Below are 18960 nucleotides of genomic sequence, written 5' to 3'. Positions count from 1 at the left end.
CGGGAGCCGCGCGAGGGTCGGCGTGGGGCCATGTACCCCGTTGCCGGGTGAGCGTGGCGGCGTTCCCTATGCTCACCCCATGACTGAGAGCAACGACCTCACCGCCGAGGACCGCAAGATCGTCACGCTGGCCCGCAGCGCCCGGGCCCGCAACGGTGTGCCCGAGGGGGCCGCTGTGCGGGACGAGACGGGGCGTACGTATGTGGCGGGGACCGTCTCGCTGGACTCCCTGAAGCTTTCCGCCCTGCGTACCGCTGTCGCGATGGCCGTGGCGTCGGGGGCGCAGTCGCTGGAGGCCGCCGCCGTTGTCTCCGACGGTCCGGAGGTCGACGGGGAGGATCTGGCGGCGGTACGGGATCTGGGGGGCGCGGGTACGCCGGTGTTCCTCGCGGGGCCCGACGGAGTGGTGCATGGGGCCGTGGCCGCGGACTGAGACATTCAGCCCGTCGGCGTCTGAGGACCGGGGTCCGGGGCGGAGCCCCGGAGTTGCCCAGCCCTTGCCTACACCGCGTCCGGCCCCCGCTCGCCCGTCCGTACGCGCACGACGGTCTCCACCGGGACCGCCCACACCTTGCCGTCGCCGATCTTCCCGGTCCGCGCCGCGCGCACGATCGTGTCGACGACCGGGTCGAGGTCCGCGTCCTCGATGACGACCTCGATCCGGATCTTGGGGACGAGGTCGATCCGGTACTCGGCCCCGCGGTACACCTCGGTGTGGCCGCGCTGGCGCCCGTACCCGCTGGCCTCCGTGACGGTCAGGCCCTGCACGCCGAGCTCCTGGAGCGCGGTCTTCACCTCGTCCAGGCGGAACGGCTTGACGATCGCGGTCACGAGTTTCATGCGGAGGGCTCCTTCGGCGGGGCGGAGTGGGCGGTGTGCGGGGCAGTGTGTCCGGCGTGGACGCCGTGATCGTAGGCGGTCTCCGCGTGCACCGTCTGGTCGAGGCCCGTCAGCTCCTCGTCGGCGGAGGCCCGCAAGCCCATCGCCCGGTCGATCGCCTTGCCGATCCCGTACGTCACCAGGAACGTGTACGCCGCGACGGTGAGCACGGCGACCGCCTGCCTGCCGAGCTGTCCGAACCCGCCCCCGTAGAACAGGCCCTCCTTGCCGCCGGTCATCGTGGCTGTCGCGAACAGGCCGATCAGCAGGGTGCCGACGACTCCGCCGACGAAGTGCACACCGACGACGTCCAGCGAGTCGTCGTAGTCGAAGCGGAACTTCCACGCGACGGCGTACGAGCAGACGACGCCCGCCGCAAGGCCCACCACGCAGGCGCCCAGCACGCCGACCACGCCGCACGCCGGGGTGATCGCGACCAGGCCGGCGACCGCGCCGGACGCCGCGCCGAACGTCGTGGGGTGACCGTCGCGCTTGTGCTCCACGAAGAGCCAGCCGAGCAGGCCGGTGCAGCCCGCGATCAGCGTGTTGAGGACGGACGCGGCCGCCAGGCCGTTCGCGGCGAGCGCCGAGCCGCCGTTGAAGCCGAGCCAGCCGAACCAGAGCAGACCCGCGCCCGTCATCACCATCGGCAGGTTGTGCGGGCGCATCGCCTCCTTCTTGAAGCCGAGTCGCGGGCCCAGGACCAGGCACAGGGCCAGACCGGACGCGCCCGAGGCGATCTCCACGACGAGGCCGCCCGCGAAGTCGAGCCCGCCGAGCGACTGCGAGATCCAGCCGCCGGGACCCCACACCCAGTGCGCCACGGGAACGTATACGAGCAGCGTCCACACCGGTACGAACACCAGCCAGGCCGCGAACTTCGTGCGGTCCGCGACCGCGCCGCTGATCAGCGCGGCCGTCAGGAACGCGAAGGTGAGCTCGAAGGTGGAGAACAGGAACGTGGGGACCGTGCCGGTCAGGCTGCCGGGGCCGATGCCCGCCATGCCCGCGTGCTCCAGACCGCCGATGAGGCCCGCGAACGCGTCGTCGCCGAACGCGAGCGAGTAGCCGGCGACCAGCCAGACGACGGTGACCAGCGCGATCGACACGAACGACATCATCAGCATGTTCAGGACGCTCTTCGTGCGGACCATGCCGCCGTAGAAGAGGGCCAGGCCGGGTGTCATCAGGAGGACGAGCGCGGTCGCGGCCAGCAGCCACGCGGTGTCGCCGGTGTCGAGGCCGGCGGCGGCCAGCGGCGCGTTCTCGGTCTGCACGGAGGTCTCCTTGGGCGTGGGGGTGGACGACGAGCCTCACCGTCGCGCGTTTCCGTTCGCTGACCCGCGCGTTTCCGTGGTGTTTCGTGTTGCGCGGGGGTTTCCGGGGCCTCACGGCGGACCGGCTTGCCCCGCAGGTGCGGCAGGGCGCGATGGATCAGGGACAATGGGCGCCATGAGCGTTCGTACCCAGTCATCCGAGCCGTCCGGGGAAGCGTCCCACCGGGCCGGCTTCGCCTGCTTCGTCGGCCGCCCCAACGCGGGCAAGTCCACCCTCACGAATGCTCTGGTCGGCAAGAAGGTCGCGATCACCGCGGACCAGCCGCAGACCACGCGGCACACGGTGCGCGGCATCGTGCACCGGCCCGACGCCCAGCTGATCCTGGTCGACACCCCGGGCCTGCACAAGCCGCGCACGCTGCTGGGCCAGCGGCTCAACGACGTCGTGCGCACGACGTGGGCCGAGGTCGACGTCATCGGCTTCTGCCTGCCCGCGAACGAGAAGCTCGGCCCCGGCGACCGCTTCATCGCCAAGGAGCTCGCCTCCATCAAGAAGACGCCGAAGGTCGCGGTCGTCACCAAGACCGACCTGGTCGACAGCAAGCAGCTCGCCGAGCAGCTCATCGCCATCGACCAGCTCGGCAAGGAGCTCGGCTTCGAGTGGGCGGAGATCGTGCCCGTCTCGGCCGTCGGCGACAAGCAGGTCGGCCTGCTCGCCGACCTGCTCGTCCCGCTGCTGCCGGAGGGCCCCGCGCTCTACCCGGAGGGCGACCTCACGGACGAGCCCGAGCAGGTCATGGTGGCGGAGCTGATCCGCGAGGCCGCGCTGGAAGGTGTGCGTGACGAGCTGCCGCACTCCATCGCCGTCGTCGTCGAGGAGATGCTGCCGCGCGAGGACCGCCCGGCGGACCGGCCGCTGCTCGACATCCACGCCTTCGTCTACATCGAGCGCCCCAGCCAGAAGGGCATCATCATCGGCCCGAAGGGCAAGCGCCTCAAGGACGTCGGCATCAAGTCCCGCAAGCAGATCGAAGCGCTCCTAGGCACTCCCGTCTTCCTGGACCTGCATGTGAAGGTCGCGAAGGACTGGCAGCGCGACCCGCGGCAGCTGCGCAAACTGGGGTTCTAGGTCCGAAAGGTCCTGGCCCAGTCCTAGCCCTCGTACGAGCTAGGGGTCAGGTCCTGGAGGCCCACGACCCGCAGCAGTTCCAGGCGTTCGTACGTCTCGGTGCCCGGCTGGGCCGAGTGCACGACGAGCTGCTGGTCGTGGCCGTCGCTGAGCAGTACCTCGCAGTCGAGGTCGAGGACGCCGACCACGGGGTGGACGAAGCGCTTCGGTGACGGGCGGCGTACGACGACGTCGTGTGACTGCCACAGCTCCTCGAACTCGCATGATCCGGCGCGCAGTTCGGCCACGAGCGCGGCCGGGCCCGGATCGTCGGGGCGGGCCGCGGCGACCGCCCGCAGGCTCGCCACGTGGGCGCGGGCGTGCGCCTCGTGGTTCTCGGGCGGGAACATGGGCCGGGTCGCCGGGTTCGTGAACCAGTCGCGGATCACGTTCCTGCCGGTGTGGTCGCCGGTCAGGGCCACCGACATCGTGTTCTGCGCGAGCATCTCGCCCCAGTCGCTGATCACCGACGCCGGCAGATCGTGCAGCCGGTCAAGGATCATCAGCAGCCCCGGCCGCACATGCCCGGAGGAACGGCCAGGACGGGGCGGCTCCTCGCCCGCGAGATGGAACAGATGGTCCCGCTCGGCGTCGTTGAGCCGCAGCGCGCGGGCCAGCGCGGTCAGCATCTGCCGCGACGGATGGGAGCCGCGGCGCTGCTCCAGGCGCGAGTAGTAGTCCGTGGACATCCCGGCGAGCTGCGCCACCTCCTCGCGGCGCAGCCCCGGCGTGCGGCGCCGCGGGCCCGCGGTCAGGCCCACGTCGGAGGGCGCCAGGCGGGCGCGGGAGCGGCGCAGGAAGTCGGCGAGTTCGGCTCGGTTCACCTCTTCAGGATCGCTCGGAAGCGTCCTCGTAACCAGGGAGCGCCAGTCCCCGGATAACCGCGTCTCTCCCGCCGCGCCCGCCACTCGCGCAGGCTTCAGGCATGGCTACGAAACACGAGGAGGCGGCCATGCTGACACTGGTGACAGGTGCGACGGGCAAGGTCGGACAGCGGTTCGTGCCGCGGCTGCTGCAGAGCACGGCGCCGGGCGACCAGGTGCGGGTGCTCGTACGGGACGCGGCACGCGGTGAGCGGTTCGCCGCACTGGGCGCGGACGTGGTGGTCGGCGACCTGCGGGACGCGGACGTGCTGGGCAAGGCGACGGCCGGGGCGGACGCCGTGGTGAACGTCGCCGCGGCCTTTCGCGGAGTGCCGGACGAGGAGGCGCGGGCGGTCAACAGGGACGCCGCCATCGAGCTGGGCCGGGCCTCCGTGGCCTCGGGCGTGCGGCGGTTCGTGCAGGTCAGCACGGGTCTGGTGTACGGCTCCGGGCGCGGCAGGCCGCTGGTCGAGGACGACGAGACGGTGCCGGGCGGCCCCCTGTGGGGCACCTACCCCGAGTCGAAGTGGGAGGCGGAGCGCGCGCTGCGGGCGATGGACGGCCTCGACGACCTGCGCATCGCCCGGCTGCCCTTCGTGTACGGCGACGGGGACTCGCACCTGGCCGACGTGACGCAGTACGCGCAGAACTGGCCGGCCATGCAGCGCCTGCACATGGGCCATCACGCGGATGTCGCCCAGGGTCTGCAACGGCTGCTGTACGCGCCGGGAGCGCACGGCGTCTACAACATCGCCGACGACGCCCCGGTCACGATGGTCGACGTGTACCAGGTCAACGGCGTGCCGGTGCCGCCGGAGGCGTACGACAAGGTGGATCCGGATCCCTGGGCCGGCGTCATGTCGACGGCCCGCATCCGCCGCGAACTGGGCTTCCGCCCGTTCTTCCCGTCCGTCTGGACGGCCCTGGACGCCGGCGCGCTGTAGAGCCCACCGGTAGAGCCCACCGGTCAGGCCACCGACCGTATCCGCCGCACCAGGAGCGCCCCCACGAGCCCGGTCACCGCCGCGACCAGGTACAGGACGCGGTAGCCGCCGAGGTACGTCACGATCGGCGCGGCGAGCGCGGGCGCGGCGACCTGGGGCAGCGAGTTGGCGACGTTGATGACGCCCAGGTCCTTGCCCCGGTCCATGGCCTTGGGCAGGACGTCCGTCATCAGCGCGAAGTCGACCGAGGTGAAGACGCCGAAGCCGATGCCGAGGATCGCCGCCGCGACGATCGCGCCCGGCCAGGTCTGCCAGCCGGCCAGCGCGGCCGTCGCCACCGCCATCAGGACGCCCGACCAGATCACGAAGGGCTTGCGGCGCCCCAGCCGGTCGGAGGCGACCCCGGCCACGACGACGGTGCACAGCAGGGTCACGCCGTTGACGGCGGTCAGGATCAGTACGCCCTGGCCGGGGTCGCCGTAGTGCAGGCGGTCGCGCAGGTAGTAGAGGAGGTACAGGAGCACCAGCGCGTTGCTGAGGTTGATCAGGAAGCGGGTCAGCCAGGCCCAGCCGAGGTCGGGGTGGCGGCGGGGGCTCAGCCAGAACCCGGCCAGGAAGGTCCGCCAGGCCCACGGCGGCCGGTCCGCCGCGGCGAGCCGCAGGTCCGGATGGCGCAGCACGTACGGCAGGACGCCCACCAGCGCGAACACCGCGCACGCCGTGTACCCGGCGCCGACCCCGCCCACGACCGTCGCGAGCCCCGTGCCCACGACCACGCCCAGGATCTGCGCGGCCCCCAGCCAGCCGCCCACCGCGCCCCGCTGGAGCCGCGGCACCCGGTCGGGCACGGCCGCCGTCACCGCCGCGAACGCCGCGTTCAACGCCAGCTGCACCAGGCACCAGCCGGCCGCCATCGTCCACACCGACCCGGCGCCCGCCAACAGGAGCAGCGCACACGCGCCGCCGCCCGCGCCCGCCACGATCCACGGCGTACGCCGCCCGAACCGCGACACCGTACGGTCCGAGAGCGCGCCGAAGAACGGGTTCGCGGCGAGGGACACCACGGCGCCCACCCCGGTCACCCACGCGAGCAGCGTCTCCTTGGACATGCCGGTGCCGGGCGCGAAGTCCTCGGCCTGGAGGGCGAGCAGGATCTGCAGGGGCCCGTACCAGCCGACCCAGATCGCCCCGTTGGCCAGCGACAGCGCGGCCGTCCAGCCGCGCCCGACCCTCCCCCAGTTCTCGGCTTCGCTCAAACCGGGGGGACCCCCATGACGGGCTCGTCGAGCGCCGTGGCGGCGACCGTCATGCGCGCTGCGCCCGCAGCACGTCCCGCAGCCAGTGGTACGACGCCTTGGGCGTGCGCTCCAGGGTCGCGTAGTCGACGTGGACGAGGCCGAAGCGGCGCGCGTAGCCCTCCGCCCACTCGAAGTTGTCCATGAGCGACCACACGAAATAGCCGCGCACGTCGACCCCGGCCTCAAGGGCCCGGTGCAGGGCCCGCAGATGCCCGTCCAGGTACGCGATCCGCTCCTGGTCGTCGATTCCCTCGTAACTGCAGCCGTTCTCGGTGATGACGAGGGGCGGGAGCCGGTCGTCGTAGCGGTCGCGGAAGGCGAGGAGGAGCTCGGTGAGCGCTTCGGGGACCACCGGCCAGCCGAAGTCCGTGACGGGATATCCCTCGATCTCCCTTGGGGAGAAGGGGAGTTCGGGCGGCAGGGCGAGGCCGGAGAACTCCGTCGCCGTCCCCGACGCGAGCGGCGCGCCCACTTTGGTCGGCTGGTAGAAGTTGATCCCGTACCAGTCGACGGGCTCCGTGATCACCAACAGATCGGCGTCCACATCGCCCGGCATCAGGTCCCCGATGCCCTCCGGGTAGGCGCCGAGCAGCAGCGGATCGGCGAAGAGCCGGTTGAGGAGCACGTCGTAGAAGTCCGCGGCCTCGCGGTCGGCCGGGTCGTCGGAGGCGGGCCAGGTCGGGCCGTGCGAGTTCGCGATCCCAATGTCCGTGGCGCCGGCCGCGCGCAGCGCCCGCACGGCGAGGCCGTGGGCGAGGAGCTGGTGGTGGGCCGCCGGCAGCGCGTCGAACAGGAGCTGCCTGCCGGGCGCGTGCTGGCCGAGCGCGTGGCCGAGGAGGGTGTGCTCGGCGGGCTCGTTGAGCGTGATCCACTTCTGTACGCGGTCGCCGATACGGTGCGCGACCTGGGACGCGTAATCCGCGAAGAGCGACGCCGTGTCCCGCTTCAGCCAGCCGCCCGTCTCCTCCACGGACAGCGGGGTGTCCCAGTGGAAGAGCGTCGGCACGGGCTGTACGCCCGCCGCGCACAGCGCGTCGACGAGCCGGTCGTAGAAGTCGAGGCCGCCCGGCGACAGGACCCGCGGCCAGGAGACGGAGAAGCGGTACGCCCCCGCCCCGAGGCCGGCGATCAGCGCCACGTCCTCGCCGTAGCGGTGGTAGTGGTCGCAGGCGACGGCGGCCGTCGAGCCGTCCTTCACCCGCCCCGGCTCTGCCGTGAACGCGTCCCACACCGAGGGCAGGCGCGTGTCGGCGGCGCCCTCGATCTGGTGGGCCGAGGTGGACACGCCCCACAGGAAGTCGTGCGGGAACTGAGGTACCGGTTCGCTCGCTGCCATGCGCGCGATCATCCGTACCGGCGGTAATGGAAGTCAACGCCCTTGCGGCAAAAGGTCGTTACACCCCCGAAGCGCCGCTACGCCCCTTCCTTCAGCACCCGCGAGATCAGCCCCCGCTGCTCGTCCGTGAGCCGCGGATCCGCGCAGTACACGGTCTTCCCGTCCACCGTGATCGTGTAGCTGAACCCGTCCGGCACCCCCACCGGCGGCGTGCCCCGGCCCCCGGCCAGCGCCTGCTCGGCCAGGGCGTGCCACTCGTGGGCGTCGGCACGGCCCGAGGTGTCGACCTCGGCCCGCCGCTCGATCCCGGCGAACCCTCCGGTACGGATGACCTGAATACGCATGAGACCTGTCTACTCCAGTGGCCGCCCGCTGCCCAGCCGGGCGGCCGCCGAGCCCTGTGCCTGAGCCGGCCCTACTCCGTGGGCACGCCCACCTGCGACCAGGCCTTCTGGACGGACTCCAGCTCCTCGCCGTCCTTGTAGCGGGTGCGCGCCGCCTTCACCGTCAGCTGCGCGAAGTCCGCGAAGGACGCGTCCTGCGCCAGCTCCCCGCCGGTCAGGACGTCGTACCAGATCTGCCCGGCCCGCTCCCACGCGTTTCCGCCGAGCGCCACGGCCAGCAGATAGAAGGCGTGGTTCGGGATGCCGGAGTTGATGTGCACACCGCCGTTGTCACTGCTCGTCTGCACGAAGTGGTCCATGTCGGCGGGCTGCGGGTCCTTGCCGAGCACGTCGTCGTCGTACGCCGTGCCGGGCGCCTTCATGGAGCGCAGCGCCTTGCCGGTGACGCGCGGCGCGAGCAGGCCCGCGCCGATCAGCCAGTCGGCGTCGGCGGCGCCCTGGCCGAGCGAGTACTGCTTGATCAGGGAGCCGAAGACGTCCGAGACGGACTCGTTCAGGGCGCCCGGCTGCCCGAAGTACGTGAGGTTCGCCGTGTACTGGGTGACGCCGTGCGTCAGCTCGTGGCCGATCACGTCGACCGGGATGGTGAAGTCGAGGAAGATCTCGCCGTCCCCGTCGCCGAACACCATCTGCTCGCCGTTCCAGAACGCGTTGTTGTAGTCCTTGTCGAAGTGCACGGACGCCTTCAGCGGCAGACCGCTGCCGTCGATGGAGTCGCGGGCGTACTTCTCCAGGTACAGCTCGAAGGTGGCGCCGAGGCCCGCGTACGCGCGGTTGACGGTCGCGTCCTTGCCGGCCTCGTCCCCCTCACCGCGGACCTTCGTGCCCGGCAGCTCGGTGCGGTGGCCCGCGTCGTAGAGCGTGCGGTGCGGCTTGTGCTCGACGGCGCCCGTGGGCGCGGTCACCGAGGGGGCGCCGATCACGGTGGTCAGGCGGCGGCGTGTGCGCTCAAGAGCGTCGCGCTCCAGGGTGCGGCGGGCCGGGGCGGAGAGGGCGGGGTCGCCGGAGCGGGCAGCCTTGTCGAGGATGTGGGGCGGCACGATGGTGCAGAAGACGGGCTCGAAGCCCGAGCGGTTCGCGGTCATGGCGGCAATGTGGCATTGCGTGACCTCACTGTCACTACCTGCAGCCAGGATTAATGAAATAGAGGTATTGATCACCTCTTGCCCGTTACCTGACGGCGATCCCGCATACTGATACAGACCCGCGCCCCTCGCACGGCTGGGCTAGGCTTCGACGCATCATGCGTTACGGGCTGCTTCTCCTTAGCTGCCGCGGCGAGGGCCTGTAGTCGAGGCCGACCCCCTCCCCGCGGAGTTCGGTGTTGCGCTCAGACCGTCGGCCGTCCTTCCGGACACACCCGAGGAGCCCCCGCACATGTCGAATTTCCAGCGCCCCACTTCCATGCCGGTCCACAAGTACGGACAGTACGAGCAGGTCGACATCCCCGACCGCACGTGGCCCGGCAAGCGCGTCACCGTCGCCCCCCGCTGGCTCTCCACCGACCTGCGCGACGGCAACCAGGCGCTGATCGACCCGATGTCCCCGGCTCGCAAGCGCGAGATGTTCGACCTCCTGGTCCGCATGGGCTACAAGGAGATCGAGGTCGGCTTCCCCGCCTCCGGCGAGACCGACTTCGCGTTCGTACGGTCGATCATCGAAGAGGGCGCGATCCCGGACGACGTGACGATCTCCGTGCTGACGCAGGCGCGCGAGGAGCTCATCGAGCGCACGGTCGAGTCCCTGAAGGGCGCCAAGCGCGCCACGGTGCACCTGTACAACGCGACCGCGCCGACCTTCCGCGAGATCGTCTTCCGCGGCACCAAGGAACAGATCAAGCAGATCGCCATCGACGGCACGCAGCACGTCATGGACTACGCGGAGAAGATCCTCGGCCCGGAGACGACCTTCGGATACCAGTACAGCCCGGAGATCTTCACCGACACCGAGCTGGACTTCGCCCTGGAGGTCTGCGAGGCGGTCATGGAGGTCTACAAGCCGGGCCCCGGCCGCGAGATCATCCTCAACCTGCCCGCCACGGTGGAGCGTTCGACCCCCTCCACGCACGCGGACCGCTTCGAGTGGATGCACCGCAACCTGTCGAACCGCGAGTACGTCTGCCTGTCCGTGCACCCGCACAACGACCGCGGCACGGCCGTCGCCGCCGCCGAGCTGGCCCTGATGGCCGGCGCCGACCGCATCGAGGGCTGCCTGTTCGGCCAGGGCGAGCGCACCGGCAACGTCGACCTGGTCACGCTGGGCATGAACCTGTTCTCGCAGGGTGTCGACCCGCAGATCGACTTCTCCGACATCGACGAGATCCGCCGCACCGCCGAGTACTGCAACCAGATGGAGGTCCACCCGCGCCACCCCTACGCGGGGGACCTGGTCTACACGTCCTTCTCCGGCTCCCACCAGGACGCCATCAAGAAGGGCTTCGAGGCGATGGACGCGCGGGCCGCTGCCGCGGGCAAGTCCGTCGACGACATCGAGTGGGCGGTCCCGTACCTGCCCATCGACCCGAAGGACGTCGGCCGCTCCTACGAGGCCGTCATCCGCGTCAACTCGCAGTCCGGCAAGGGCGGTATCGCGTACGTCCTGAAGAACGACCACAAGCTGGACCTGCCGCGCCGCATGCAGATCGAGTTCTCGAAGATCATCCAGGCGAAGACGGACGCCGAGGGCGGCGAGGTCACGCCGAACGAGATCTGGTCGGTCTTCCAGGACGAGTACCTGCCCAACGCGGAGAACCCGTGGGGCCGCATCCAGGTCAAGGCCGGGCAGAGCACGACCGACACGGACGGCGTCGACACGCTGACCGTCTCGGCCGACGTCGACGGTGAGGCCACCGTCCTGACCGGTACGGGCAACGGCCCGATCTCGGCGTTCTTCGACGCCCTGCAGGCCGTCGGCATCGACGCCCGCCTGCTGGACTACCAGGAGCACACGATGAGCGAGGGCGCCTCCGCACAGGCCGCCTCGTACATCGAGTGCGCGATCGGCGACAAGGTCCTGTGGGGCATCGGCATCGACGCGAATACGACACGCGCGTCCCTGAAGGCCGTGGTCTCCGCGGTCAACCGCTCCGCACGCTGACCCAGGTCACCGGCACGTTCCCCGGCCCCGTCCGCCCTCGTGGCGGGCGGGGCCGCGTCGTATACCGGCCACGGTCCCGTACAAGGTGATGACGCCGTATCAACAATGTGGCTAACATCACGCCCAACCAGGCGATGGGGCCTGGGGGTGGACGGAGGTGTGCGACGTGCTGCCGAATTGGGGACGAACCAGTCGTAACGGTCCCGGTGTTCCAGTGGCGCGCGCCGGGGCCCGCCCCCTGTCGGGCCTCATCGGCGTCCGCACCGCGTGGACCACCGTCGGCGACGGCGAGTTCTTCTGTCCCGGCTGCGGAGGCGACCGCAACTACCGCCGCCGCACGGGCCGTAGCCGCTTCGTACTCCTAGGCATCCCGATCGTCCCGCGCGGCGCCACCGGCCCCGTCGTCGAATGCGCCGCCTGCGAGGACCGGTTCGCCGCCGACGTCCTCGACCACCCCACCACGCACCGCTTCTCCGCGATGCTCCGCGACGCCGTCCACACCGTCGTCCTCGCGGTCCTCTCCGCGGGCGGAGTCTCCTCCCGTACGGCCCTCGAGACCGCTGTCACGACGCTGCGCGGCGCCGGGTTCGACGACTGCACGGACGTCCAGCTCGCCGCGCTCGTCGAGGCGTTGCTCACCGACGCGGGCCGCGTCCCAGAGCACTGCGGGCCCGGCGCCGGACTCGCCATCGAACTCCACGAGGCCCTCGACCCGCTCGCCCCGCACCTCGCCCCCGCCGGCCGCGAGTCGATCCTCCTCCAGGGCGCCAGAATCGCGCTCGCCGACGGGCCCTACACGCCCGCCGAACGCGACGTGCTCAGCACGGCGGGCGCCGCCCTCACCATGTGCACCGACGAGGTGTCCCAGCTTCTGGAAGCGGCCCGCACTCCGTCGTGACGCCGTACGGCGCTCCCGTACTCCCCGGGGAGTAACGAACCGCCGCACGCACCCCCGGCGGTGGCCCAACTCGTCATCGTGGCCTACGAGTCGGGCCTCATCGAGCCGGGCAGCGCCTGACCGTCCGCGCTGCGGCGGACCGCCGCAGCGCTACAGCGGACCGGCCGTCGCGTTACAGCAGACCGGCCGTCGCGAGAAACTTCCCCACCCGCTCGATCTCCTCCGCGGACAGCGGGATCTGCGGTTCCGCCGTCACCGGGCAGTCGATCACGCCCCGCAGATACAGGGCCGCCTTGAACGCCCCGAGGGCGGACGAACTCCCGCCCATCCGCGCCGGATCTCCCACCCGCACCATCCGGAACAGCGCACACAGCCGCTCCTGCTCGACCCGCGCCCGCTCCCGGTCACCGGCCCGGCAGTACGCGTACAGCCGCGCGTACCCGGCCGGGTCGACGTTCCCGAGACCCGGCACCACCCCGTCCGCGCCCATCGCGAGCGCCGAGTCCACGGTCAGCTCCGACCCGGTCAGGACGCTGAACCCCGTGATGTCGGCGCGGGAGCGCGCCCCGATGAGAACCTCGCGGAAGGCGCCCTCGTCACCGCTGGAGTCCTTCAGGCCGGCGAGCGTCCCGTCGGCGGCCAGGTCGAGGACGAGGTCGGCGCCCAGCTTGGAGTGCACCGACGCCGGGAGGTCGTAGGCGAAGACCGGCCGGCCGCAGCGCTGGGCCAGGAGCCGGAAGTGGCGGGCGATCTCCGCCGGGTGGGTGCGCGTGTAGAACGGCGCCGTCGCGACGATTCCGTCCGCGCCGGCCTCCGCCGCCGTGCGGGCGTGGTCGAGGACGCGCAGCGTCGCCATGTCGATCGCCCCGGCCAGGACGGGCAGCTGGCCGGCGACATGACCGACGACGGTGTCGATGACCACTTTGCGGTGCCGGTCGGGCAGGAAGGCCGCCTCGCTCGTCGAGCCGAGCACGAAGAGCCCGTCGACACCACCCGTGACGAGGTGGTCGACAAGGCGTACGAGGGAAGCGACGTCCACCTCGTTGTCCGGGGTCAGGGGCGTGCAGACGGGCGGGACGACTCCGGTCAGCGGGGTAGGTGGTGTCATGAGACCTCCTGGACGAGTTCCTGCGTGGACTGGTCCTCGCGCACGGGATGGTGGCAGCGGAACCGGTGTCCGTCACGGCCTGCCTCGAACTCCGGCATCGCCTCCGCGCACACCGCGTCGGCCTTCCAGCACCGCGTACGGAACGGGCAGCCGCTCGGCGGATGCGTCGCCGACGGTACCGGGCCGACCAGCGGAATCGGGTCGATCGGGTCGAGCAGCCCGGGTGTCGCCGAGAACAGCGCGCGGGTGTACGGGTGCCTGGCCCGGTCGAGCACGTCCTCGGACGGCGACTCCTCCACGATCCGGCCCAGATACATCGTGATCACACGGTCGCTCATGCGCCGCACGGTCTGGATGTCGTGCGAGACGAACACGAGCGCGAGACCGAGGCGTTCCTTCAGGTCGAGCAGCAGATTCAGGATCTGCGCCCGCACCGACACGTCGAGCGCGCTCGTCGGCTCGTCCGCCACGACCAGGGCGGGTTCGAGGGCGAGGGCACGGGCGATCGCCACGCGCTGGCGCTGACCGCCCGACAACTGCCCCGGCAGCGCCTCCGCGAGCGCGCCCGGCAGACCGACCAGGGACATCAGCTCCCGTACGCGCCCCGAGCGAGAGGCGGGCGCGCCACGGCGGTGGACGTCGAGGGGGTCGCGCAGGATCTGGCGGACGGTCAGGCGCCGGTTCAGGGCGGTCGACGGGTCCTGGAAGATCATGCCGACGCCTTCGCCGACGGCGGCGCGCCGCTCGCCCGGCTTCATGGTCCACAGGTCGCGGCCGTCCACGACGACGGTGCCGGACGTCGGGCGCTGCACCCCCACGAGGACCTTGGCGAGCGTCGACTTGCCGCAGCCGGACTCGCCGACCACGCCGACCGTCTCGCCGGGCGCCACGGACAGGTCGGCGCCGGTGAGGGCGTACACCCGGTCGCGGGCGAACAGGCCGCCGGAGCGGGCCCGGTGCACCACGTGGGCATCCCTCAACTCGACTACGGGATCCGTCACTTGAGAGCCTCGCTTCCCCGGGGAGCCGGAACCGTGGGCGGCGGGACCACCGCCGGATGGTGACAGGCCGACGCGTGCCGCCGGCCGCCGAGCAGATCGGGCGCCGTCGTCCGGCACACCTCGCTCGCCATCGGGCACCGGTCGGCGAACCGGCAGCCCGCCGGGAAGTCGGCGGGCGACGGCACGACACCCCGGATCTGCGTCAGCCGGTCCGCCGCCGTCTCCAGCGAGAGGACCGAGCCGAGCAGCCCGCGCGTGTAGTGGTGGGTGGGCGCCTCGACGAGGTCCGCCGTCACGCCCGTCTCCACGATCTGCCCGCCGTACATCACGACCACCCGGTCCGTGACGTCGGCGACGAGCGCCAGGTCGTGCGAGACGAGGATCAGCGCGAAGCCCAGCTCCTCGCGCAGCCGCAGCAGGAGCTCGATGACCTGCGCCTGCACGGTCACGTCGAGCGCGGTCGTGGGCTCGTCGGCGACGATCAGCTTCGGGCTGCGCGACAGGGCCATCGCGATCAGGACGCGCTGGCGCTGGCCGCCCGACAGCTCGTGCGGGTAGCTGCGCAGGGTCCGCTCGGGGTCGAGGCCGACGAGGGAGAGCAGCTCGGCCGGGGTGCGCCGGCCACCGCGGCGTACGACCTGCTTGAGCTGGGAGCGCACGGTCATCGCCGGGTTCAGCGAGGACAGGGCGTCCTGGTAGATCATCGCCATGTCGTGGCCGAGGAGGCGGCGCCTGGCCCCCATCGAGCGGCCGATCAGTTCCTGGCCGTCGAAGGTGACCCGGCCGCGGATCCGCGCGCCCTTGGGTTCGAGCCCCATCACGGTCAGCGCGGTCAGCGACTTGCCGCACCCCGACTCGCCGACCAGGCCGAGCACTTCACCGGGGCGTACGTCGAAGGTGATGCCGTCGACGATGTCCACGCCGCCGTGCCGCGCGTCGAAGCCGATGGCGAGATCGGTGACCTGGAGGACGGGGTCGCCCTCGGGCAGGGGCCGGGCGCGGGACCTCAGCCGGGCGGCGGCCTCGGTGAGTCCGGGCAGTTCGAGGACGGTGCCGCTGCCGGGCTTCGGCGCTTCGAGGCGGTCCGCCTCCGCGCCGGACACGTCACGCGCGGCGGGCGCGGCCCACGCGTCGGACACGCCCTCGGACAGGATGTTGAGCGCCAGAACGGTGAGCAGCATCAGCAGACCGGGGAAGACGGTCGCCCACCAGCCCCCGATCAGGACCATGTTCTTGCCGTCGGCGATGACACTGCCCCACGACGGGTCGGGCGGCCGGACCCCCGCCCCGATGAACGACAGCGACGCCTCGAAGACGATGGCCTCCGCGACCTGCACCGTGCAGAACACCAGCACGGGCGCCGCGCAGTTGACCGCGACGTGCCGCAGCACGATATGCGGCGTCCGCGCCCCGATCACCCGCTCCGCCGTCACATAGTCCTCGCCGTACTGGTCGAGCACGTTGGCCCGTACGACCCGGGCGACGGGCGGGGTGAACAGGAACGCGATCGCGCAGATCAGTACGGGGATGCCGCCGCCGAACACGGCGACGAGGACCGCCGCCAGGGCGATCCCGGGGAACGCCATCACGACATCGAGACAGCGCATCAGCGTCTCGTCGACCGCCTTGCGCGACGTCGCCGCGATCGCGCCGAGCACCGCGCCCACCACGAGCGCGAGCAGCGTCGCGCCGAGCCCGATGGCGAGCGACCAGCGCGCCCCGTACATCAGCCGGCTGAGGATGTCGCGGCCCAGGCTGTCCTGGCCCATCCAGTGGCTGCCCGACGGATGCCCGGTGCCGCCGGTCTGCGACTGCTGGTCGAGCGGGTCGTGCGGTGCGAGCAGCGGCGCGAACAGCGCCATGAGGACGACGACGGCGACGACGGCGACTGCGATCCGGGACAGGACCGGCAGCCGGCGCAGGGACCGCAGCCGGATGCCCGGCCGGGACAGCGCCTCGGCGAGCGCTTTACGGGAGGTGACCGTTTTGCGGGAGGTGACCATCTAGCTCTGCGCCCCCCTGAGCCGCGGGTTGACCATCAGATACAGGATGTCGATGGCGAGGTTCACGACGACGAACCCGACGGCCGTCGTCAGGACGACGCCCTGGACGACCGCCGGGTCACCGTTCTTCACCGCGTCGATCATCAGCTTCCCCATCCCCGGCAGGGAGAAGATCGTCTCCGTGACGACGGCCCCGCCCAGCAGATAGCCGACCCGCAGTCCGAGCACGGTCAGCGGATTGATCAGGGCGTTGCGCAGCACGTTGCGCCCCACCACGACGACCGGCGGAAGACCGCTGCCGATCGCCGTACGGACGTAGTCCTTGTCCAGCTCCTCGACCACCGCCGTACGCACGATGCGCGTCAGCTGCGCCGCGACCGGCAGGGACAGGGAGAGGGCGGGGAGGGTCATGGAGCGCAGCCAGCCGGTGAAGGAGTCCGCCGGGTTGATGTAGCCGCCGGTCGGGAACCAGCCTTGCCCGACCGCCAGATACTGGATCATCAGCAGCGCCAGCCAGAACCCGGGCGCCGCGACCCCCGTCAGCGACACGACACGGATGACCTGGTCGAGGAGCCGGTCGCGGTGGATGGCCGCCGTGACACCGAGCACCAGGGACACGACGACCGCGACCGCGAGGCCGAGGAACGTCAGCTGGAGGGTCAGCGGCAGCGCGGTGGTCACCTGGTCGACCACCGGCTGCCGGGTCAGGGCGCTGACGCCCATGTCGCCCCGGACGAGATCGCCCACGAAGTGGAAGTAGCGCACGGGCAGCGGATCGAGCAGCCCGTTGCGCTCCCGGAAGTCGTGCAGCTGCTGAGGCGTCGGATTGGCGCCCTGGAAGAACGCCGACGCCGGATCGCTGTCCGAGAACCGCATCACGAGAAACACGAACAGGACGATGCCGAGCAGCAGCGGCACGAGCAGGACCAGGCGGCGGGCCAGAATTCTGGCGATCACGACCACGGGCACGAACTCCCTTGCGAGAAAGCCGCGTTACGCGGGCTTGGCCTTGAGCACGTTGATCCCGGGATAGGGCTGTGCCTGCACGCCGGTGATCTTCTTCGGGTCCCAGGCCGTCATCAGCTCGTTGTGCACGACCGGGTAGAGCACGGCCTGCTCGGCGACGATGTCGATGTACTCCTGGATCATCGTCTTCTTCTTCGCCGGGTCCGGCTCGCGGGTGGCCTGGTCCATCAGCTTGAAGAGGTTCTTGGCGTCGGAGCTGCCGGCCCAGCGCGCGTAGCCCATCCACAGGTTCGAGGGGCCGTAGTTGTAATGCATGATCAGGTCGGCGTCGAGCCCGAACTGGTTGGGGTTCGAGGCGGCCGCCACGATCTGGTAGTCCTTCTTCTGGTCCATCTTCGTGAAGACGGCCGTGGTCTCCTGCGGGTCGAGCGTCGTCTTCACGCCGATCGCGTCCCACGACGCCTTGATCGTCGGCAGACAGTCCATGATCCACGACACGTTGACGGACATGAGGCTGACGGTGAGTCCGCTGACCCCGGCGTCCTTGAGGAGCTTCTTCGCCTTCTCGGGGTCGTAGTCGTACACCGTCTTCGCCGGCCGGTGGTCGGGGTTGCCCTCGTTCAGGAACGAACTCGCGCCCTTGCCGTGCCCCTTGAGCGCCACCTCGATCATCTTCTGCTTGTCGATGGCGTAGTGCAGCGCCTGACGCACCCGCACGTCGTCGAACGGCTTGTGCGCGGTGTTGAACATCAGGAAGAGGTTGTTCATCCCGGCCCCGCCCTCGACGGTGAGGCCGCCCTTCTTCAGCTGGCCGATGTTCGCGTACGGGATGTTGTCGGCGATCTGCGCGTCCGCGCCGGCGCCGGAGATCTTCGCGACGCGGGGTGCCGCGTCCACGATGGTCAGCCAGTTCATCTTCTTGAACGACGCCTTGAGCGGCCCGTTGTAGTCCGGATACGCCTCGAAGGTGGTGTTCGTCTTCGGCTGGTGCGAGGTCTGCCGGTACGGGCCCGAGCCCACCGCCTTGCCCTTGGTCGCGTCGTCCCACGCACCCGGCTTCGAGAACACGTGCTTCGGCATGATCTTGGCGAGGGTCAGCCGCGCGGCCCCGTCGGGGAACGGGAACTTGAGGACGAGCTCGACGGAGTCGTCGCCCGTCTTCCTGACCTCCTTGAGCCAGCTCTCGAAGAACCCCTTGGCCAGCGACTGCGTGCCCGGGTCGAGGATCCGGTCGAAGACGAACACGACGTCGTCCGCCGTGACGGGCTTGCCGTCGTGCCACTTGGCGCCCGCGCGCAGGGTGAACTTCCAGGAGGTGGTGGCCAGTTCGGCGTCCGTCGGCACCTTCGTGGCGAGCGCCGCGTAGGGCTCGCGCGTGATCGGGTCGGTGTCGAGGAGGCCCTCGTAGATGTGCTGGTTGCCGGCCATGGCGAAGGCCGACGCCGTCTGCGTCGGGTCCCAGCTTCCGTCGTTGCCGTACCCGATGACCGCGGTCAGTGAGGATCCGCCGCCCTTGCCGCCGCCCGTGTCGTTGGTGGACTTCGGCCCGGACGAACAGGCCGACAGGGAGGTGGAGATGGCAGCGGCCGCACCGAGGGCGCCGGTGTACTTGAGGAAAGATCGGCGGCCGGTCGGCTCGTGGTCGCTCATGGTGCCTCCAGAGAGGAAGATGCGCGGGAGATCCAACGTCCTACGTCTTGGTAGCGACGTGACCATAAG

General features: G+C 70.9%; 17 protein-coding genes. 5 read left to right on the top strand and 12 right to left on the bottom strand.

Going from position 1 to position 18960, the window contains the following annotated elements; all coding sequences use genetic code 11:
* The first annotated feature begins 79 nt into the window (after window positions 1-79).
* Window positions 80-433: a cytidine deaminase gene (locus ACY0PA_RS15960; RefSeq protein WP_473085252.1), complete on the top strand. Its 354-nt coding sequence runs from the start codon at window positions 80-82 to the stop codon at window positions 431-433.
* A 68-nt stretch (window positions 434-501) separates the two neighbouring features.
* Here ACY0PA_RS15960 and ACY0PA_RS15955 read toward each other — a convergent pair whose 3' ends face one another.
* Both ACY0PA_RS15955 and ACY0PA_RS15950 read right to left on the bottom strand, forming a co-directional pair.
* Window positions 502-840 (bottom strand): P-II family nitrogen regulator, encoded by a 339-nt coding sequence (locus tag ACY0PA_RS15955; protein ID WP_473085251.1) that lies wholly within the window; start codon window positions 838-840, stop codon window positions 502-504.
* Window positions 837-2156 (bottom strand): ammonium transporter, encoded by a 1320-nt coding sequence (locus ACY0PA_RS15950; RefSeq protein ID WP_473085250.1) that lies wholly within the window; start codon window positions 2154-2156, stop codon window positions 837-839. Before ACY0PA_RS15950 ends, ACY0PA_RS15955 begins: the two co-directional genes overlap by 4 nt.
* 166 nt (window positions 2157-2322) lie before the next feature.
* Here ACY0PA_RS15950 and era point away from each other — a divergent pair, with 166 nt between their 5' ends.
* Window positions 2323-3285 carry a GTPase Era gene (era, locus tag ACY0PA_RS15945; protein ID WP_473085249.1) on the top strand — a complete coding sequence of 321 codons (963 nt, stop codon included), beginning with the start codon at window positions 2323-2325 and terminating at the stop codon, window positions 3283-3285.
* 23 nt (window positions 3286-3308) lie between these two features.
* Here era and ACY0PA_RS15940 read toward each other — a convergent pair whose 3' ends face one another.
* Window positions 3309-4148: a helix-turn-helix transcriptional regulator gene (locus ACY0PA_RS15940; protein WP_473085248.1), complete on the bottom strand. Its 840-nt coding sequence runs from the start codon at window positions 4146-4148 to the stop codon at window positions 3309-3311.
* A gap of 128 nt (window positions 4149-4276) precedes the next feature.
* Here ACY0PA_RS15940 and ACY0PA_RS15935 point away from each other — a divergent pair, with 128 nt between their 5' ends.
* The gene (locus tag ACY0PA_RS15935) at window positions 4277-5131 is read left to right on the top strand and encodes an NAD-dependent epimerase/dehydratase family protein (protein WP_473086333.1); all 855 of its coding nucleotides are present in this window, start codon (window positions 4277-4279) and stop codon (window positions 5129-5131) included.
* 23 nt (window positions 5132-5154) lie between these two features.
* Here the strand turns inward: ACY0PA_RS15935 and ACY0PA_RS15930 are convergent, their stop codons facing one another.
* From ACY0PA_RS15930 to ACY0PA_RS15915, 4 genes are all read right to left on the bottom strand, one after another.
* Window positions 5155-6387: an MFS transporter gene (locus ACY0PA_RS15930; RefSeq protein WP_473085247.1), complete on the bottom strand. Its 1233-nt coding sequence runs from the start codon at window positions 6385-6387 to the stop codon at window positions 5155-5157.
* A 49-nt stretch (window positions 6388-6436) separates the two neighbouring features.
* A complete protein-coding gene (locus tag ACY0PA_RS15925; RefSeq protein WP_473085246.1) occupies window positions 6437-7777 on the bottom strand; it encodes a GH1 family beta-glucosidase in 1341 nt (446 codons plus the stop codon).
* Window positions 7778-7842: 65 nt separating this feature from the next.
* Window positions 7843-8109, bottom strand: a complete 267-nt coding sequence (locus ACY0PA_RS15920; protein ID WP_100594272.1) for a protealysin inhibitor emfourin — start codon at window positions 8107-8109, stop codon at window positions 7843-7845.
* A 71-nt stretch (window positions 8110-8180) separates the two neighbouring features.
* Complete coding sequence (locus ACY0PA_RS15915) at window positions 8181-9254, bottom strand: M4 family metallopeptidase (RefSeq protein WP_473085245.1); 1074 nt, start codon at window positions 9252-9254, stop codon at window positions 8181-8183.
* A 292-nt stretch (window positions 9255-9546) separates the two neighbouring features.
* Between ACY0PA_RS15915 and leuA the strand changes: the two genes are divergently transcribed.
* Window positions 9547-11265, top strand: a complete 1719-nt coding sequence (gene leuA / locus ACY0PA_RS15910; RefSeq protein ID WP_473085244.1) for a 2-isopropylmalate synthase — start codon at window positions 9547-9549, stop codon at window positions 11263-11265.
* A 166-nt stretch (window positions 11266-11431) separates the two neighbouring features.
* Window positions 11432-12163, top strand: a complete 732-nt coding sequence (locus tag ACY0PA_RS15905; protein ID WP_473085243.1) for a TerB family tellurite resistance protein — start codon at window positions 11432-11434, stop codon at window positions 12161-12163.
* Between the two features lie 172 nt (window positions 12164-12335).
* Here ACY0PA_RS15905 and ACY0PA_RS15900 read toward each other — a convergent pair whose 3' ends face one another.
* Genes ACY0PA_RS15900 through ACY0PA_RS15880 form a run of 5 tightly spaced genes read right to left on the bottom strand, consistent with a single transcriptional unit; the run spans window position 12336 to window position 18891 of the window.
* Window positions 12336-13271, bottom strand: coding sequence for a dihydrodipicolinate synthase family protein (locus tag ACY0PA_RS15900; protein ID WP_473085242.1), 936 nt, complete (start codon window positions 13269-13271; stop codon window positions 12336-12338).
* Complete coding sequence (locus tag ACY0PA_RS15895) at window positions 13268-14272, bottom strand: oligopeptide/dipeptide ABC transporter ATP-binding protein (RefSeq protein WP_473085241.1); 1005 nt, start codon at window positions 14270-14272, stop codon at window positions 13268-13270. The genes ACY0PA_RS15900 and ACY0PA_RS15895 overlap by 4 nt, the downstream gene beginning before the upstream one ends.
* On the bottom strand, window positions 14269-16275 hold the full coding sequence (locus ACY0PA_RS15890; protein WP_473085240.1) for a dipeptide/oligopeptide/nickel ABC transporter permease/ATP-binding protein: 2007 nt from the start codon (window positions 16273-16275) through the stop codon (window positions 14269-14271). The genes ACY0PA_RS15895 and ACY0PA_RS15890 overlap by 4 nt, the downstream gene beginning before the upstream one ends.
* Window positions 16276-17238, bottom strand: coding sequence for an ABC transporter permease (locus ACY0PA_RS15885; RefSeq protein WP_473086332.1), 963 nt, complete (start codon window positions 17236-17238; stop codon window positions 16276-16278).
* Window positions 17239-17268: 30 nt separating this feature from the next.
* Entirely contained in the window at window positions 17269-18891 is a 1623-nt protein-coding gene (locus ACY0PA_RS15880; protein ID WP_473085239.1) for an ABC transporter substrate-binding protein, read from the bottom strand.
* Window positions 18892-18960: the final 69 nt, after the last annotated feature.

Source organism: Streptomyces sp. DS1-CR2, assembly GCF_055760475.1.
This window is presented reverse-complemented; position numbering and strand designations above follow the sequence as displayed.

Excerpts from the sequence above, each read along its gene's own strand:
- ACY0PA_RS15960 (WP_473085252.1), top strand. The coding sequence starts at position 80 with ATGACTGAGAGCAACGACCTCACCGCCGAGGACCGCAAGATCGTCACG.
- ACY0PA_RS15955 (WP_473085251.1), bottom strand. The coding sequence starts at position 840 with ATGAAACTCGTGACCGCGATCGTCAAGCCGTTCCGCCTGGACGAGGTG.
- era (WP_473085249.1), top strand. The coding sequence starts at position 2,323 with ATGGGCGCCATGAGCGTTCGTACCCAGTCATCCGAGCCGTCCGGGGAA.
- ACY0PA_RS15935 (WP_473086333.1), top strand. The coding sequence starts at position 4,277 with ATGCTGACACTGGTGACAGGTGCGACGGGCAAGGTCGGACAGCGGTTC.
- ACY0PA_RS15925 (WP_473085246.1), bottom strand. The coding sequence starts at position 7,777 with ATGATCGCGCGCATGGCAGCGAGCGAACCGGTACCTCAGTTCCCGCAC.
- ACY0PA_RS15920 (WP_100594272.1), bottom strand. The coding sequence starts at position 8,109 with ATGCGTATTCAGGTCATCCGTACCGGAGGGTTCGCCGGGATCGAGCGG.
- ACY0PA_RS15915 (WP_473085245.1), bottom strand. The coding sequence starts at position 9,254 with ATGACCGCGAACCGCTCGGGCTTCGAGCCCGTCTTCTGCACCATCGTG.
- leuA (WP_473085244.1), top strand. The coding sequence starts at position 9,547 with ATGTCGAATTTCCAGCGCCCCACTTCCATGCCGGTCCACAAGTACGGA.
- ACY0PA_RS15900 (WP_473085242.1), bottom strand. The coding sequence starts at position 13,271 with ATGACACCACCTACCCCGCTGACCGGAGTCGTCCCGCCCGTCTGCACG.
- ACY0PA_RS15890 (WP_473085240.1), bottom strand. The coding sequence starts at position 16,275 with ATGGTCACCTCCCGCAAAACGGTCACCTCCCGTAAAGCGCTCGCCGAG.
- ACY0PA_RS15880 (WP_473085239.1), bottom strand. The coding sequence starts at position 18,891 with ATGAGCGACCACGAGCCGACCGGCCGCCGATCTTTCCTCAAGTACACC.